Origin of the sequence: Mediterranea sp. ET5 (genome assembly GCF_023337025.1) — a bacterium.
Classification (GTDB): domain Bacteria; phylum Bacteroidota; class Bacteroidia; order Bacteroidales; family Bacteroidaceae; genus Phocaeicola_A.
This window is the reverse complement of the sequence record NZ_JAMBLN010000014.1, coordinates 21,865-37,499: the sequence shown is the minus strand read 5'-3', so window position 1 is coordinate 37,499 and position 15,635 is coordinate 21,865. Positions and strand designations below refer to the sequence as shown.

General features: G+C 54.8%; 11 protein-coding genes. 4 read left to right on the top strand and 7 right to left on the bottom strand.

All coding sequences use genetic code 11. The annotated features are described in order from the left end of the window. Positions 1 to 282: 282 nt before the first annotated feature. The 3 genes from M3087_RS09450 to M3087_RS09440 all read right to left on the bottom strand — a co-directional run bounded on the left by M3087_RS09450 (position 283) and on the right by M3087_RS09440 (position 5,373). A complete protein-coding gene (locus M3087_RS09450; protein WP_022384661.1) occupies positions 283 to 2,328 on the bottom strand; it encodes a M13 family metallopeptidase in 2,046 nt (681 codons plus the stop codon). Between the two features lie 7 nt (positions 2,329 to 2,335). Continuing rightward, positions 2,336 to 4,285, bottom strand: coding sequence for an ABC-F family ATP-binding cassette domain-containing protein (locus M3087_RS09445; protein WP_289551396.1), 1,950 nt, complete (start codon positions 4,283 to 4,285; stop codon positions 2,336 to 2,338). 545 nt (positions 4,286 to 4,830) lie between these two features. Beyond that, positions 4,831 to 5,373 (bottom strand): hypothetical protein, encoded by a 543-nt coding sequence (locus tag M3087_RS09440; protein ID WP_249095270.1) that lies wholly within the window; start codon positions 5,371 to 5,373, stop codon positions 4,831 to 4,833. A 188-nt stretch (positions 5,374 to 5,561) separates the two neighbouring features. Here M3087_RS09440 and M3087_RS09435 point away from each other — a divergent pair, with 188 nt between their 5' ends. The 3 genes from M3087_RS09435 (at position 5,562) to M3087_RS09425 (ending at position 8,397) form a co-directional block, all read left to right on the top strand. Further along, the gene (locus M3087_RS09435) at positions 5,562 to 6,242 is read left to right on the top strand and encodes a response regulator transcription factor (RefSeq protein WP_249095269.1); all 681 of its coding nucleotides are present in this window, start codon (positions 5,562 to 5,564) and stop codon (positions 6,240 to 6,242) included. Further along, entirely contained in the window at positions 6,239 to 7,522 is a 1,284-nt protein-coding gene (locus tag M3087_RS09430; RefSeq protein WP_249095267.1) for a sensor histidine kinase, read from the top strand. The genes M3087_RS09435 and M3087_RS09430 overlap by 4 nt, the downstream gene beginning before the upstream one ends. A gap of 311 nt (positions 7,523 to 7,833) precedes the next feature. Further along, positions 7,834 to 8,397, top strand: a complete 564-nt coding sequence (locus M3087_RS09425) for an RNA polymerase sigma-70 factor (RefSeq protein WP_249095265.1) — start codon at positions 7,834 to 7,836, stop codon at positions 8,395 to 8,397. Positions 8,398 to 8,552: 155 nt separating this feature from the next. Here M3087_RS09425 and M3087_RS09420 read toward each other — a convergent pair whose 3' ends face one another. Together M3087_RS09420 and M3087_RS09415 are read right to left on the bottom strand one after the other, a co-directional pair. Beyond that, positions 8,553 to 9,887: a hypothetical protein gene (locus tag M3087_RS09420; RefSeq protein ID WP_410796995.1), complete on the bottom strand. Its 1,335-nt coding sequence runs from the start codon at positions 9,885 to 9,887 to the stop codon at positions 8,553 to 8,555. Between the two features lie 56 nt (positions 9,888 to 9,943). Then, on the bottom strand, positions 9,944 to 12,652 hold the full coding sequence (locus M3087_RS09415) for a TonB-dependent receptor (RefSeq protein ID WP_249095261.1): 2,709 nt from the start codon (positions 12,650 to 12,652) through the stop codon (positions 9,944 to 9,946). Positions 12,653 to 12,877: 225 nt separating this feature from the next. On the opposite strand from M3087_RS09415, the gene M3087_RS09410 reads away from it, so the two are divergent. Next, entirely contained in the window at positions 12,878 to 14,251 is a 1,374-nt protein-coding gene (locus M3087_RS09410; protein ID WP_106625430.1) for a tryptophanase, read from the top strand. Positions 14,252 to 14,351: 100 nt separating this feature from the next. On the opposite strand, the gene M3087_RS09405 is transcribed toward M3087_RS09410, so the two are convergent. Both M3087_RS09405 and M3087_RS09400 read right to left on the bottom strand, forming a co-directional pair. Continuing rightward, on the bottom strand, positions 14,352 to 14,816 hold the full coding sequence (locus tag M3087_RS09405) for a DUF2004 domain-containing protein (protein ID WP_249095259.1): 465 nt from the start codon (positions 14,814 to 14,816) through the stop codon (positions 14,352 to 14,354). 153 nt (positions 14,817 to 14,969) lie between these two features. After that, positions 14,970 to 15,524 carry an RNA polymerase sigma factor gene (locus tag M3087_RS09400; RefSeq protein WP_249095256.1) on the bottom strand — a complete coding sequence of 185 codons (555 nt, stop codon included), beginning with the start codon at positions 15,522 to 15,524 and terminating at the stop codon, positions 14,970 to 14,972. Between the last annotated feature and the right edge of the window lie 111 nt (positions 15,525 to 15,635).

Below are 15,635 nucleotides of genomic sequence, written 5' to 3'. Positions count from 1 at the left end.
TTATCGTCCTCTGGACATTTGCGCTTAATCGGACAAATACAAGTCCTTGCCCGATCAAGCTCTTGTGCCTGGCAAATCAATCACTTGTTTTCAATCCGTCGGACAATTGTATTTGCTTGGTGAATGGTCGTCTACCGTGATTTTATATAGTATCGGACGTTTCCGCAAAGATAGTGATTGTCCGGGACCAGGGCATAAAAGAAGCAGGGAAAGAAACCGGGGGTGTCGGCTTCTTTCCCTGCTCAAGTCTCTTACACGTTCACAGAGTAAACCGTATCGGGCTTACCAGATGTTGACCCGCTTGTCCTTCGGGATGTAGAGCGGATCGTTCTCGGTAATGTGGAACGCATCATACCACGCGTCGATGTGCGGCAGCGCACCGTTCACACGCCATTCGCCCAGAGAGTGCGGGTCGCTCTTCGTCAGGTTGCGGATGGCCTCTTCGCGGATGTTGTTCGCCCACAGACGGGCATAAGCCAGGAAGAAACGTTGGTCAGCCGTGAAGCCTTCCTTGTCTGCCAACGGAGCATCCTTCGTTGCATTCTTATAAGCCTGGAAGGCGACGTTCAGACCGCCGTGGTCGGCAATGTTCTCGCCCAATGTCAGCTGTCCGTTTGCCTTCAGGTCGGGGAGGACGTTGATGTTGTTGAAGAAGTCCACCATCACCTGTGCACGGGCATTGAACTTCTCGGCATCACCTTCTGCCCACCAGTCCATGAAGTTGCCGTCCTTGTTGAACTGACGTCCCTGGTCGTCGAACCCGTGAGTCATCTCGTGTCCGATGACTACGCCGATGGCGCCGTAGTTGTAGGCATCGTCGGCTGCCATGTCAAAGAACGGCGGTTGCAGGATGCCGGCAGGGAAACAGATTTCGTTGGTCGTCGGGTTGTAATAGGCATTGATGGTCTGCGGAGTCATCTGCCATTCATCGCGGTCCACCGGTTTGTTATACTTGTCGGCAATCATCTTGCGCCATCCGAACATGCTGGCACGTTGTGCGTTCACCCAGTAGCTGGACGACTTGTCGATGGTCAGGTCGGTGTAGTCCGTCCATTTGTCGGGATAACCAATCTTCACGTAGAAGGCATCGAGCTTCTCGAAAGCACGTGCCTTGGTGCTGTCGCTCATCCACTCCTGGGCCTGGATGCGTTCCTTGAGGGAGGTCTGCAGGTTCTTCACGAGAGCAAGCATGCGCTCTTTGGCTTCCACGGGGAAGTATTTCTTCACGTACATCTGTCCCAAGCCTTCACCCAGACAAGCCTCGACGGTGTTGACCGCACGTTTCCAGCGGGCTGACTGCTCTTGCTGTCCGGACATCGTGCGTCCGAAGAAGTTGAACTGTTCGGCACTGATTTCGTCGCTCAGGCAGTCGGCTGCACTGTTGATGAGCTTCCAGGTCATGTAGGCCTTCTGCTTGTCAAGGTCTACGTTGTTGAGGATGTCTGCCACCTCCTTCAGGAACTTCGGATGGTCGAGGCTCAGCTCTTTCAGTCCCTCGATGCCCAGTGACTTGAAGTGCACGTCCCAGTTGATGCCCGGCACCTCCTTCTTCAGTTCGTCGAGCGTCATCTTGTGGTAGCTGTTGGCAGGGTCGCGGAGTTCGACTGCGCTGAGCGATGCTTTTGCCAGGCGTGTCTCAATCTCCATGACAGCCTCCATCTTCCACTTCGCATTCGCTTCGTCCGTGCCGAAAAGCTTGAAGAGGTTGACGATGTACTGTTTGTATTTCTCCCGGATTTCTTTGGTCTTGTCGTCATTGTCGAGGTAGTATTCCTTCTCGCCCAGTGTGATGCCTCCCTGGCATACGCCCACCAGGTTCATGCTGCTGTTCTTCATGTCAGCACCGATGTAGGTCCCGAAGTATCCCGGTGTACCCTTCATCATCAGCAGGTTCATTGCCGGAAGAATCTGGTCTTTCTCCTTGATGGCAAGGATGGCGCTCATGTCTGAACGGACGGGCTCGATGCCCTCGTTGTTCAGGCGGACGGAGTCCATCACGATGTTGTACAGGTCGCCGATTTTCTGCTCGATGCTTCCCGGCTGGTTCTCTGCTTCAGGAGCAGCGAGGGCGGTGATGATGTCGTGCAGCTGCTTGCGGTTGTTCTCGCGCAGTTCGTTGAACGTGCCGAACTGTGAATACTCTGCCGTGAGCGGATGGTTCTTGATCCAGCCACCGCAGGCATAGTGGTAGAAGTCTGTTCCCGGAGCGATGGTCGTGTCCATGTCGGCGGGATTGATGCCGGCAGTCAGCGGAGCCGGCTTCTTGTCGCAACCGGCCAGGCTCATCATGGCCAGCGTGACGATGGGTAAACAATGTTTTATCTTCATAGCGTAACTAATTGGTTTGTTCTTTCAGTTCGTCCAGTTCCATTGAGGCATTCTCCCATTCCTCGACAGCGGTATCCAGTTCCTTCTTCAGGGCTGTGTGCTGTTCGTAGAGGCTCATGTCCGACGCCCCTTCCGGAGTTGCCATCCGGGTTTCGAGTGCGGCGATGTCCGCTTCCAGCTTTTCGATGCGTGCTTCGCAGTCGGCAACCTGTTTCTCGACCTTGCGGATTTTCTTCGCCAGCTCCTTCTGTGCCTCATAGCTCAGCTTGGCTTCCGAGACTGGAGCCTCTTCCGTCTTGGTGGCAGTCGGTGAAGCCGACAGGGTGGGAGCTGCCAACTGCTGGAGAGAGTCAATCTTCTTCTTTTGCAGGAAGTCGTAGATGCCTCCCAGGTGTTCGCGCACCTGCCCGCCTCCGAACTCATAGACCTTGGTGACCAGTCCGTCGAGGAACTCACGGTCGTGGCTGACGACAATCACCGTGCCGTCAAAGTCGCGGATGGCATCCTTGAGCACATCCTTCGAGCGCATGTCGAGGTGGTTCGTCGGTTCGTCGAGAATCAGGAAGTTCACCGGTTCCAGCAGCAGCTTGATCATGGCGAGGCGGCTGCGTTCACCGCCCGACAGCACCTTCACTTTCTTGTCCGACGCTTCGCCGCCGAACATGAAGGCTCCCAGGATGTCGCGTATCTTCAGACGGACGTCGCCTGTCGCCACGCGGTCTATCGTGTCGAACACGGTGAGGTTCTCATCGAGCAGCTGTGCCTGGTTCTGGGCAAAGTAGCCTATCTGTACGTTGTGTCCGATGGTCAGCTTCCCGTCGAAAGGAATCTCTCCCATGATGCACTTCACGAGCGTAGACTTTCCCTCGCCGTTCTTGCCGACGAACGCCACCTTCTCGCCCCGGTTGATGGTGAGGGTGACATGGTCGAACACCACGTGCTCGCCGTATGCCTTGCGCACATCCTCGCAGATGACGGGGTAGTTGCCGCTGCGCATGGCAGGCGGGAATTTCAGTCTCAGGGCGGAGTTGTCCTCCTCATCCACTTCGATGGGGACAATCTTCTCCAGCTGCTTGATGCGGCTCTGCACCTGTACCGCCTTGGTGGCTTTGTAGCGGAAGCGTTCGATGAATTCTTCGGTGTCCTGTATCTGTTTCTGTTGGTTCTCGTAGGCACGGAGCTGCTGCTCGCGGCGTTCCTTGCGGAGCTTCACGAACTCGTCGTAAGGCACTTTGTAGTCGTAGATGCGTCCGCAGGTGATTTCGATGGTGCGCGTTGTCACGTTGTTGATGAATGCGCGGTCATGACTTACCAGGACGACAGCGTTGCACCGTGTTGCCAGGAAATTCTCCAGCCACTGGATGCTCTCGATGTCGAGGTGGTTCGTCGGCTCGTCGAGCAGGAGCACATCCGGACGGCGCAGCAACAGCTTTGCCAGCTCGATGCGCATCCGCCATCCGCCGCTGAACTCTGACGTCGGACGGTCAAAGTCGGCACGGCTGAAGCCCAGTCCCTGCAAGGTGCGTTCTATTTCTGCCTGATAGTTCGTTCCACCCATCATGAGGAAGCGTTCGTTCTCGCGGGTGAAACGTTCGATGAGTGCGTGGTAACTCTCTGACTCGTAGTCGTTGCGGTCTGCCAGTTCCTGGTTCATCCGTTCCAGGGCTGCCTGCATCTCGGCGATGTGTTCAAATGCCTTTTCCGCCTCTTCCATGACGGTACACTCGTCGCTCAGCACCATGACCTGCGGCAGATAGCCGATGGTTACTTCACGCGGCACGGCAACCACGCCCGATGTGGGTCGTTGCAGCCCTGCCAGAATCTTCAACATGGTGGATTTGCCGGCACCGTTCTTCCCGACCAGGGCGATGCGGTCTTTCTTGTTGATGACGAATGACACGTCGTCGAATAGCGGGGTGACGCCAAACTCCACCTTTAAATTTTCAACTGATATCACTTCTTGGCTGATTCTATAGTTATTAGCAGGGCAAAGATAGCAGTTTGTCATGAACGGACTGCCATCCGCTGCAAGAAATTTCAACAGCAGTACATATACCCCACGGGGAGAGATGAGAGTTCCCACGGCATGGGACTCGCATTCCCAACGGCATGGGACTCGCATTCCCACGGCGTGGAACTCGTATTCCCTACGGCATGGAACTCACATTCCCACGGCGTGGGACTCGCATTCCCACGGCGTGGAACTCACATTTCCACGGCGTGGAACTCGCATTCCCACGGCGTGGAACTCATATTCCCACGGCGTGGGACTTGGATTGCTTCGGTGAGGAATCCGAGAAGAGAGGGATGTCCGTCTGTTTCTCTCTTCCGCTGAAGGAGGTTTCTTCTACGGCAAAGAGGGGTTCCGCCTGGCAGAGGATGGGTACGGAGGAGTGAGGAAATACAAAAACAGGAGGAAAACCAATCTGATTTTCCTCCTGCCTGATTCCTTTGCCACGTGGTCCGCTGCGGCTTGGACGTGTGCAGCGACACTTGCCTTCCTTACTTTCCAAAGGTCGTGTCGATGACCTCGCGTGAGTTGAGCAGCAGTGCGCCCAGCGAGTCGGCATCAAAGGATGCGGCATAGCTGCGCGGCTGCATCTGGAACTCGATGCGTGCAATGCCTTTCTTCAGCTTTTTCAGCACCGACTTCTTGATGTTGTAGTAGGCAAAGCGTTGGTAGGACTGGTAGACGCGGTCCATCTGTACGTCCATGTTCTGCAATACAGCCGTGCCGCCTGATACGCTTTCCAACTCATACTGCTTGCCGTTGGTGAGGGTGAGCACGCACTTGCTGCCGGCAGGGATGGTCACCGAGCTGCCTGAACCCACGACCACTGCCAGTGAATAGAGCACCGTGCCGTCGTAGTTGAAGCCGGCAAGTCCGACATTGACGTCGGTGTCGCCGACAACGCCCAGGTTGATACCTTCACAAATCAGCGTACGTACGCCGTTGCTGCTTGTCTGGTCATAGACTACGGATTGAGCCAGGGCGGGAATCGTGCCCAGCACGAAGGCTACCATGAGCATCCATTTCTTCATCATTGTCATTTCTGTTTTAAGGGTTACACTGTAACAAAGATAGGCAGGTAAAGAGACCGACGATGCTTCGGGTGGCAAATATTTCCTGTTTTTTCAACTTTATTTCAGAATATAATTCTTTCTTTGCAGTGTGACGACGGGCGGACGAGCGTCTGTCCGTGAACGGGAAACATGAAACACCTTATTTATTTATGAAACTGCTCATCATTGAAGACGAAGCCTCCTTGCGCGAACTGATGCAGCGTTCGCTGGAGAAAGAACGATATGTCGTGGAGTGTGCTCCCGACTTCCGGACTGCCATGATGAAAATCGGCACGTACGACTATGACTGTGTCCTGCTGGACATCATGTTGCCGGACGGCAACGGGCTGGCTGTGCTGGAGGAACTGAAGAAGATGCGGAAGAAAGAGAATGTCATCATCATCTCTGCCAAGGACTCCATCGAGGACAAGGTGACGGGACTTGACCTGGGTGCCGACGACTACCTGGCGAAGCCTTTCCATCTGGCGGAGCTGAGTGCACGCATCAAGAGTGTCATCCGCCGGAACCATCATGGGGGAGAGAACCGCATCACCTGCGGCAACATCACCGTGGCACCTGACACCTACCAGGTGTTCGTCGGTGAAAAGGAACTGGAACTGAACCGCAAGGAGTATGACATCCTGCTCTACTTCATGAACCGTCCCGAACGGCTGGTCAACAAGTCCACCCTTGCCGAGTCGGTCTGGGGAGACCACATCGACCAGGTGGATAACTATGACTTCATCTATGCACAAATCAAGAACCTGCGCAAGAAGCTGAAGGCGGCAGGAGCCACTGCCGAAATCAAGGCTGTCTACGGCTTCGGCTATAAATTCACCCGGGAAGCATGAAACTCATATCGCACGTCACACTCCGTCTGTCTGTTGCCGTCACCCTGATACTGTCGGTGTGGGCGGTGCTCTTCTACGTGGCGATGATTGATGAAATCAACGACGAGGTGGACGACTCGCTGGAGGATTACTCGGAGACCATCATCATCCGTGCCTTGAGCGGCGAGCAGCTTCCGTCGAAAGACAATGGCTCGAACAACCAGTACTACCTCGTCCGGGTGGACGGGCACTATGCCATGACACACCCGAGCATCGAGTATGCCGACGAGATGGTCTACATCGAGGAGAAACGGGAGACCGAGCCGGCACGTATCCTGAGGACCATCTTCGAGAATGAGGCGGGGGAATATTTTCAGCTGGTGGTGATGACGCCCACCATCGAGAAGCGTGACGTGATACACTCCATCCTGATATGGACGAGCCTGCTCTATGCCACGTTGCTGGTCATCATCATCGTGCTCAACATCTATGTGTTCTACCGGAGCATGCAGCCGCTCTACCGTCTGCTCGACTGGTTCAGGCATTACCGCGTCGGGCAGAAGAACGAGCCGCTCCCCAACCGGAACACCATCACCGAGTTCCGTACCCTCTATGATGCTGCCAACCTCTATGCCGCCCGCAACGAACAGCTGTTCGAGCAGCAGAAGCGTTTCATCGGCAATGCCTCGCATGAGTTGCAGACGCCGCTTGCCATCTGCCGCAACCGTCTGGAGATGCTGATGGAGGATGAGGACATCACGGAGAGACAGCTGGAGGAGCTGGCAAAGACACACCAGACCCTGGAGCACATCACGAAGCTCAACAAGTCGCTCCTGTTGCTGTCGAAAATCGAGAACGAGCAGTTTGCTGACGTCCGTCCCGTCTGCTTCAACCACATTGTGCGCCGCTACCTGGATGACTACTGCGAGGTCTATGAATACCGGGACATTGCCGTCAGCGTCCGTGAAGAGGCGAGGCTGACGTTTGTCCTCAACGAGACACTCGCCGTGACCCTCGTGACCAACCTGCTGAAGAATGCCTTCGTCCACAACACCGACGGCGGCCGTCTGGTCATCACCCTGACGGCGGATACCTTCTGCATCAGCAACACGGGTGTCCGGCATCCGCTTGACCATACAAAAATCTTCGAACGTTTCTACAAGGGGAGCAAGCAGGAAGGCTCGACCGGACTGGGACTGTCCATTGTCGCCGGTATCTGCAAACTATCGGGGCTGGAGGTGCACTATGAATACCGGGACGAGATGCATCACTTCAGCATCCGTCAGCAGAAGAAGCCCTAGAAAACAATCAACATCCATGCGGGCATAAAGAGAGAGAGGAATGTCATCACGACATCCCTCCCTCAACACAAACACAATCTAAAAAACTATAATCACCTATCAAAAACAGTTTTACTTGTTTTTCCTTCTGACAAAGATAGGATATTTCGATGAAATACAAACGATGTAAGGAAGAAAGTTTGTTTGGTGTGCTGAAAAGTGTGAATGTGGAAACTCACCGGTGTCCGTCTCCGAAAGAGGAAGCTGTCCCTTTTGGTGTTTCTCGGGAAATGATATACTTTTGCTGTGTCAAGTTTTTAAGGAGAATACACATGAACGGATACACTGCCGACTCGTTCAGTCAAATCTATACGAGTCTGTATAAACGGTCTTTCTATTTTACCAAGTCTTACGTGCACGACGATTTGGTGGCGGAAGACATCACCTCGGAGTCGTTGATCGAGTTGTGGGAGAGGCTGAAGGAGAGCCCGGTCGCCCAGGAGGCTGTCCTCCCCTTGTTGCTGACCATCCTGAAGCACAAGTCTCTCGACTATCTGAAACACCGGGAGGTGGAGTTGCGTTCGTGCAGTGAGCTGGAATCCTGGCGGATGCAGGAGCTGTCCATCCGTCTGTCCACCCTCGAAGCCTGCAACCCCGACGAGATTTTCTCCAAAGAGGTGACCCTCATCATCCGCCAGACCTTGTCCTCTCTCCCCGAACAGACCCGTCACATCTTCATGCTCAGCCGCTTTGAGAACCGCAGCAACAAGGAGATCGCCGAAACGGTAGGCCTGTCGGTCAAGAGTGTGGAGTATCATATAGGTAAAGCCCTGAAGGTGCTTCGCGTCAGCTTGAAAGACTATCTGCCGTTGTTCTATTTGTTGTTTTATCATTGAAAGGGGGATTGCCTGCCTTCTTAAACATCAGAGGCGCACTCCTCGCGAGCACGCCTCTGCCTTTTCATGAGCCTTATTTTACCGGAGTGGGTGGTGTGTCGTCCCAACGTCCGGATATACGCAATCTATATAAAACATGATGAGAAATGTCGTTTTTACTTGCGCATCCAAGCCTTGTTCAGGTCCCATGCGCTGTTGTCGGCGCTCACGGCACCACAGTAAGCAGCTGTGGTGAAGAAGGAGTCGGACAAGGTGGCTCCACCGTCGATGACTCCGACGAAGTCATTGGATGCAAACGAGGGAATGTTGGTGGCAGATACGCTGTTGTGGTTGCCCTCGGCAAGGAACATGTCCTGCGTGTAGATGCCTTCAGCCGATGAGAAGTTTTGTCCCAGCACGATGTATTGTAATTTCGAAGTGCCGTCTGCCAATGAACTTTCGGTACCTTCGGTCTCCACAGTCAGACAGTTCGGCTTGCCGGTCACGATGGCATTGTAGATTTCAGCCTGAGTACCCTCACGCAGACGGATGCCGCGGGTGCCTTCCGTGCTGTTGTTGCCAATCAGCGTCAGGTTGGCAAGGATGGGGTGGGCGATAGGAGTGGCAGCGTTGTCGTCTCCGTTGTTGTCCGCCTCGATCAGGCAGTCGCCGTTGTCCTTGGCAGCTGTTGTGCCACGTTGGTCGGCAACGAGGAACTGTGCCTTGCCGTTCCAGCCTTCCGTCCAGTCGAACGAGTCGTCCTCACAGTCGGTCACGATGAGGTATTTCACATTGACGGAGCCTCCGAAGAACTCCACACCGTCGTCCGCACCACGGTATACCTGAATGTGGTCGATGGTCGTGCCATTTCCCACGCCGTAGAGTGTCAGTCCGTTGGCTTCCGTCTCTTCAGAGAATGCATAGCCGGCACACTCCAGGCGGACGTAGCGCATCGTACCCGAATTGTCGTTGTCATTTGCCGTGCTGCTTCCTGAGCCGTAGGGGTAGCCGCCGATTTCAGATTTCGTGCCGGTACCCTTGTTGGTATGTGCCTTTCCACAGATGTGTACCCCACACCAGCCGTTGCCTCCCAGCGAAGCACCTTCGGCAGGATAGTTCTCCACGGTCATCACGATGGGGTTGTCGGCAGTGCCCTGTGCATCGATTTTGCCATCCATGGCGACCATGATATAGTCGGGAGTATCGTCGTCGTTCTGAGCCTTGATGGTCACGCCCGGTTCGATTTTGAGCAGACCGCCGGCCTCCACCAGGTATTCACCGGAGAGCTTGAAGGAGTAGCCTTCTTTGAGGATGACGGTCTGTCCGTTCTTGACACCGCCCGTCAGTGTAGCGCCGTTCTCCATCTCCACGGTGGTTGCGTCGCCTCCGCCGGGGTTCTGGCTGTCGTCATCGCTGTCGCTGCATGCAGTGGCGCAGAGACCCATACTCATTAAGGCTGCCATGGCCCATACGTTTACTTTCATTCCAAAAACATTCAGTTTCATAAGCATTGTAGTTGGTTAGTTTATAGGTTGGTAAGTTTTTAAGTTCATTTCCATGCGGACTCCTACAATGTGTAGCTGATGCCTATTTCGGCATGGGTGCCCGGTTTGTAGGACTCTACGGTGACTTTCTCGCCCGTGTCGGGGACATCCTGACGGAAGCGGGCGGTACTGCCCAGCAGGTCGTTGACTTTCCATTTCAGGGTGAAGTGGTTGTTCATGCGGAAGCTGCCTACGAAGTTGAGCGTGTGGAGTGCATCCTGTTCCACGTCGCCCAGTCCGAAGATGCCGACGGTGTGGATGCGCGGGCCCTGCATGTTGTAGACCAGTGCCAGGCTGAGCTGTTTCTCTTCGCCCCAGCGCGGGGTGTAGCTGACATCGGCATTGAGCAGGTAGGGCGACGCTCCCTGTAACGAACGCTGGTTCTCGGTGTAGATGCCGTCATTGCCCGGCAGCTTTACGTTGGTGTACATGTAGGAGCCGTTGAGTCCCACCCGGAAGCTCTTGAACAGCTCTTTGCGGAACTCCAGTTCGATGCCGGCAGCTATGCCGTTGTCTGCATTGCGGAAGGAGTGGACGGCGTCGCCGCCTTCTGCCTGCTGGATGCGTTCGATAGGGTCCTGGAGATATTTGAAATAGAGCGTGGCGGAGAACATGTCGTTGGAGTTCTTCGGGAAGAAGTCGTAACGGAGGTCCACGTTGTAGTTGTAGCCGTTCTGTATTTCTTCGTTACCGCGCAGGGAGGTGCTCCCATAGCTGGGGCGGTAGAGGAAGGGTGCCATCTCGACGAAGGCAGGACGGGTGACGGTGCGCGAGGCGGAGAAGCGGAAGCTTTGTTCCGGGGTGAGGTCATACTTGACGTTGAGAGCCGGGAAGAAGTCGGTCTTGTTCAGCTCTGCGGTGCGCGGCGTTCCTCCGTCGGTGTAGTAGTCCACACTCTGACGCGAGTTCTCTACGCGCACACCGACGTTGACCATCCAGCTCGTCCACGGGTGCAACTCGATTTCGGCAAATCCGGCAAGGATGTCGTGTGTCGCCTGGTAGGAGTTGCGTGCCTGCATGTTGCGGTCGACCACGATGGAGCCGTTCTGCACGTTGGCATAGTTCAGGTAGCCGTCGGTATCGTAGATGGTGGTGATGTCGGCATCGAGGTTGTCGAGGTTGTAGTAGAAGTTCGCGCTGCGGAAGTCACGTTTCTTGTTCTTGTAGGCAGCTCCGAAGCGCACGAGGTCGTTGTCGTTCCAGCGGTAGCTGCTGCGTACGTCGCCCACCAGCTCGTCTTCTTCCAGTTCACCGAAGTAACGCATGGTCTCCTGTTGGTTGAGCAGGAAGAGGCGTGTCGGTTCATTCGTTTCGGGGTCACGGCGGAACATCACCTGGCGGCGGTCCGGCTCGTCGCTGCGTGTCATGCCATAGGAGGCAGCCCAGTCGAGTGTCCATCGTTCGGCAAAGTCATGATGTCCGGCAAGCTGGTTGTTGAGCAGGCTGTAGGCGTGGAAGACGCTGTTGCTGCCCAGCAGGTCGTTGCCTTCAGAGTCGAAGCCGCTGCGGTTCCGGTATTCGTCTTCGGCATTCCGTGCATAGAGGAAGGTGTAAGACAGGTTGTCCGATTCGCGGAAGGAGTAGCCCAGGCTGAGCAGTCCTGCGAGATTGAGCCTGGAGGTGAAACTGTCGTAGTCGAAGTTGTTCTTGATGTCGCCCTGTTTGTTCATGGTCTTCACGTTGGCATCGTCGAGTATTTGCGACGAGTGGCTGATGCCGAGTGATGCCATCAGGCTGAGAGCATCCCCGCCGACAAAGTCCCATTCCTTGGAGCCGGAGAGTGAGCCGCCGAAGTCGGGCAGTGCTGTCTGACGGTCGATGGCAAAGGAAGTATCGAAGGGGTCTGTGCGCAGCACGTCCGTGTTGAATTCCGTCCGGCTCATGTCCCAGTAGCGGTCGTCGAGCTTGTCGGTAGTGAACATCGTTCCCCGCCGGTCACTCCGATAGAAGTCGCTGCCCAGGGTGTTGAAGGCTCCGCCGACGTTGAAGTCTGCCGTGAGGAAGTCGCGTCCCACACTCTCCTTGGTACCTATATCTATATGTGCTCCCGAGTAGTCGGCGAACGAGCCGACTTCATAAACCTTGCTGACGGTGATGTTCTGCACCGTGGCAGTCGGGAAGATGTCGAGTGGAATAAGCTTGTTGTCCGGGTTGGGCGAGGCGATGGGAAGTCCGTTGAGGGTGGTGGTGCTGTAGCGGTCGCCCAGTCCGCGGACAATCAGCTGTCCGGCATCCGCCACCGATATTCCGGTGATTTTGGTCAGCCCCTCCTGCACGTTGCCAACACCCTTGAGGCTCATCTCCTTGGCACCCATGTTCTCAATGGCGAAGGATGCCTGCTGACGTTCCATCATCAGTGCCTTCTCTCCTTCGAGGTTTTTCCGTGCCGTCACCATGACCTCTCCCAGCTCTTGCGTGTCGGGGTCGAGCTGTATGTCCAGCGAAAGGTCCTTTCCGTCGAGTCGCACGTCGGGCACCTGCAGGGTGCGGTATCCCACATACGTCACTTCCAGGGTATACGTTCCGGCAGGCAGTTGCCGGAGCTGATAGTGTCCGTCGATATCGGTCACTCCGCCCTGGGTCGAGCCTACCACTTTCACGAGTGCTCCGACGAGTGGTTCACCGGTTGTTTTGTCTGAAATTTGTCCTTTGATGTTCTCGGCATGGAGCGCAGTAGCTACGATGCCCATCCCTAAGATACATACACTTCTTGCAAATGTTCTGATTCGCATGTTGTCTCTGTTATACACTAAGATTTTCGCTGCAAAGATGAGGCTATCTTGTGACAGGGACGCTACACCCGTTCTACGTTCCGTTGGCGAAACGGCTACATTTGCGTGACAGGATGTCCTTCTTTTTCTGTTTTACAACAGCTCTTGAACAAAAAGAAAGCAGATTGCTTTGTCATGCGGCAAATACCGCCTAACTTCGGGACATAAACCTTAAAAAGCAGACTTATGGAATTACCTTTTGCTGAATCATGGAAAATCAAGATGGTGGAACCCATCCGTAAAAGCACCCGCGAAGAGCGCGAACAGTGGATTAAGGAAGCGCATTACAACGTGTTCCAGTTGAAAGCCGAACAGGTCTACATAGACCTCATCACCGACTCGGGGACGGGTGCCATGAGCGACCGTCAGTGGGCAGGAATGATGCTGGGCGACGAGAGCTATGCCGGCGCATCTTCTTTCTTCAAACTGAAAGAGACCATCACCCGCCTGACGGGATTTGAATATGTCATCCCGACCCACCAGGGCCGTGCGGCGGAAAATGTGTTGTTTTCTTACCTGGTGCATGAGGGGGACATCGTCCCGGGCAACTCGCACTTCGACACGACAAAGGGACACATCGAGGGACGCAAGGCTACTGCGCTCGACTGTACCATCGACGAGGCAAAGGACACCCAGCTGGAACATCCGTTCAAGGGGAATGTCGACCCGCGCAAACTGGAGCAGGCGTTGCGTGAACATGGCGACCGCATCCCGTTCATCATTGTGACCATCACCAACAACACAGCCGGCGGACAGCCCGTGTCGATGCAGAACCTGCGCGAGGTGCGTGCGTTGGCAGACAAGTATGGCAAGCCGGTCGTGTTCGATTCGGCGCGTTTTGCCGAGAACGCTTATTTTATCAAGACCCGTGAGGAAGGCTATGCCGGGAAGACCATCAAGGAAATCACCCGCGAGATGTTCTCTCTGGCTGACGGCATGACCATGAGTGCGAAGAAGGACGGAATCGTCAACATGGGCGGATTCATCGCTACCCATCGTCAGGACTGGTACGACGGTGCCAAAGGGTACTGCATCCAGTTTGAAGGCTACCTGACGTATGGCGGCATGAACGGACGGGATATGAACGCATTGGCCATCGGTCTGGATGAGAACACGGAGTTTGACAATCTGGAGACGCGCATCAAGCAGGTGCAATACCTTGCTGCCCGTCTCGACGAGTTCGGCATTCCCTACCAGCGTCCTGCCGGTGGACACGCCATCTTCGTCGATGCGACGAAAATCCTCACGCGCGTACCTAAAGAAGAATTCCCCGCTCAGACGTTGACGATTGAGCTTTACCTGGAGGCAGGCATCCGTGGTTGCGAGATCGGTTACATTCTTGCCGACCGTGACCCGGTGACCCGTGAGAACCGTTTCGGCGGTCTGGACCTGTTGCGCCTTGCCATCCCGCGCCGTGTCTATACGAACAACCACATGGACGTGATTGCCGTGGCACTGAAGAATGTCTATGACCGTCGCGAGGAAATCCAGCACGGCGTACGCATCACCTGGGAAGCTCCGCTGATGCGCCACTTCACCGTGCAACTGGAGCGCATCTGAGCCGTATCCGGATGTAAGATATAAGAGAGAAAAAGAACGCGGACTTGCCTCTGCCGACAGCAGGGACAGGTCCGCGTTATCTTGTTATCATCTTGTTCGCTCAGCTCTCCCACGACACATACTCCAGCTTGCCTGCTTCGTCCGTGTTGCCGACAATCAGCTGGTCTGTATATTGCCATCCCGGTGTGTAGTCCCACACGGCGTAGGCATCATCTCCGGGATAAAGCCCGATGCGTTTCAGGGAGAGGAGGGACAGCAACCGTTCTTCGGGTGAGAGGGAGGGAGGCGTCGGAGCCAGCATCTTCTCGAGGATGGAAGAGGGGAGTTCCTTCAGGTGGCAGTCGATGTACTTGCGCACAATGCCCCCTTTTTCAAAATCACGGCGCAGGGCCGTCTCTACCGTCCGTTGGTGCTCTGCCAGATGCGTGATATAATCCTCATAGACTTCTGCCCATCCGGAAGCGTCCGGACGAAGCGTGTAGAAATTCAAGTCAACATACACTTCCTTTCCATCCAACTGGATGCGCGCCCCATAACTTTGTTGGCGGTTTTCTGAATCAATCATTCCTAAATGTGTTACCTGTGTTTTCATGCTTACGATAAATTAGTTGTTTATGTAACAAATATAGCGATTCCCTGAGAAGAAACGAAATTTGGGTTGAAGAATATTTGTGGAACGGCGGAAGAATCCGTCGGGGCGATGTCTCTGCGGTCCGGATTACATCAGGCAGAGCAGGAAAAGCGACATGTAGTCTTTGCCCGTCTTGCGCAGTAGGTCATCGCGCAGCTGCTGGATCATACTTGCCTTCTGCTTCTTGACCGCACTCTCCGACACGTGGAGCAAGGCGGCTATTTCAGCATTTTTCAATCCCTGTTCAAAGCTCATGTCAAACAGCCGACGGTACTTCTCCGGAAGCGAACGGATGGCGTCGAACAACAGGTCGAGCACCTCCTGTTCCAGCAACGAGTGTTGCAGGTCCTCCTCTTCCCGGTTTGCGAGATAGTTCTCTTGCGCCATCTGTTTGCGGAGGATGGAGACGGCGTGGTTGTGGATGCAGGTGTAGAGATAGGACTTGAAGGCTGCGGCATTCTGAAAGGTGCTGCGCATCCGGTAAGTCTTGTAGATGGCGTCCTGCACACAGTCTTCCGACATGAACGAGGCGTCCTCCCCCAAGCAGCGGGAGGCATACGACATCAGTCTCCCGTACAGGATATCATATAGTGAGTCTATCTTGCCTTGTTGGAAATCTATGAAAATCTCGTCCTCTGTCATCGGTCTGCACATTTCGTGTACAAAAATAGGGAAACAGCAACGAATTTTGAAGATTCTTTGAAAAAAATGCACTTTTCAGCTGTCCTTTTTTACACCCTTTGCGTTTTAGGA

What these genes read in the sequence shown, in the direction of transcription:
- M3087_RS09435 (WP_249095269.1), top strand. Translation starts at nt 5,562, where the DNA reads ATGAAACTGCTCATCATTGAAGACGAAGCCTCCTTGCGCGAACTGATG.
- M3087_RS09400 (WP_249095256.1), bottom strand. Translation starts at nt 15,524, where the DNA reads ATGACAGAGGACGAGATTTTCATAGATTTCCAACAAGGCAAGATAGAC.
- M3087_RS09450 (WP_022384661.1), bottom strand. Translation starts at nt 2,328, where the DNA reads ATGAAGATAAAACATTGTTTACCCATCGTCACGCTGGCCATGATGAGC.
- M3087_RS09410 (WP_106625430.1), top strand. Translation starts at nt 12,878, where the DNA reads ATGGAATTACCTTTTGCTGAATCATGGAAAATCAAGATGGTGGAACCC.
- M3087_RS09405 (WP_249095259.1), bottom strand. Translation starts at nt 14,816, where the DNA reads ATGATTGATTCAGAAAACCGCCAACAAAGTTATGGGGCGCGCATCCAG.
- M3087_RS09440 (WP_249095270.1), bottom strand. Translation starts at nt 5,373, where the DNA reads ATGATGAAGAAATGGATGCTCATGGTAGCCTTCGTGCTGGGCACGATT.
- M3087_RS09425 (WP_249095265.1), top strand. Translation starts at nt 7,834, where the DNA reads ATGAACGGATACACTGCCGACTCGTTCAGTCAAATCTATACGAGTCTG.
- M3087_RS09415 (WP_249095261.1), bottom strand. Translation starts at nt 12,652, where the DNA reads ATGCGAATCAGAACATTTGCAAGAAGTGTATGTATCTTAGGGATGGGC.
- M3087_RS09430 (WP_249095267.1), top strand. Translation starts at nt 6,239, where the DNA reads ATGAAACTCATATCGCACGTCACACTCCGTCTGTCTGTTGCCGTCACC.
- M3087_RS09420 (WP_410796995.1), bottom strand. Translation starts at nt 9,887, where the DNA reads ATGCTTATGAAACTGAATGTTTTTGGAATGAAAGTAAACGTATGGGCC.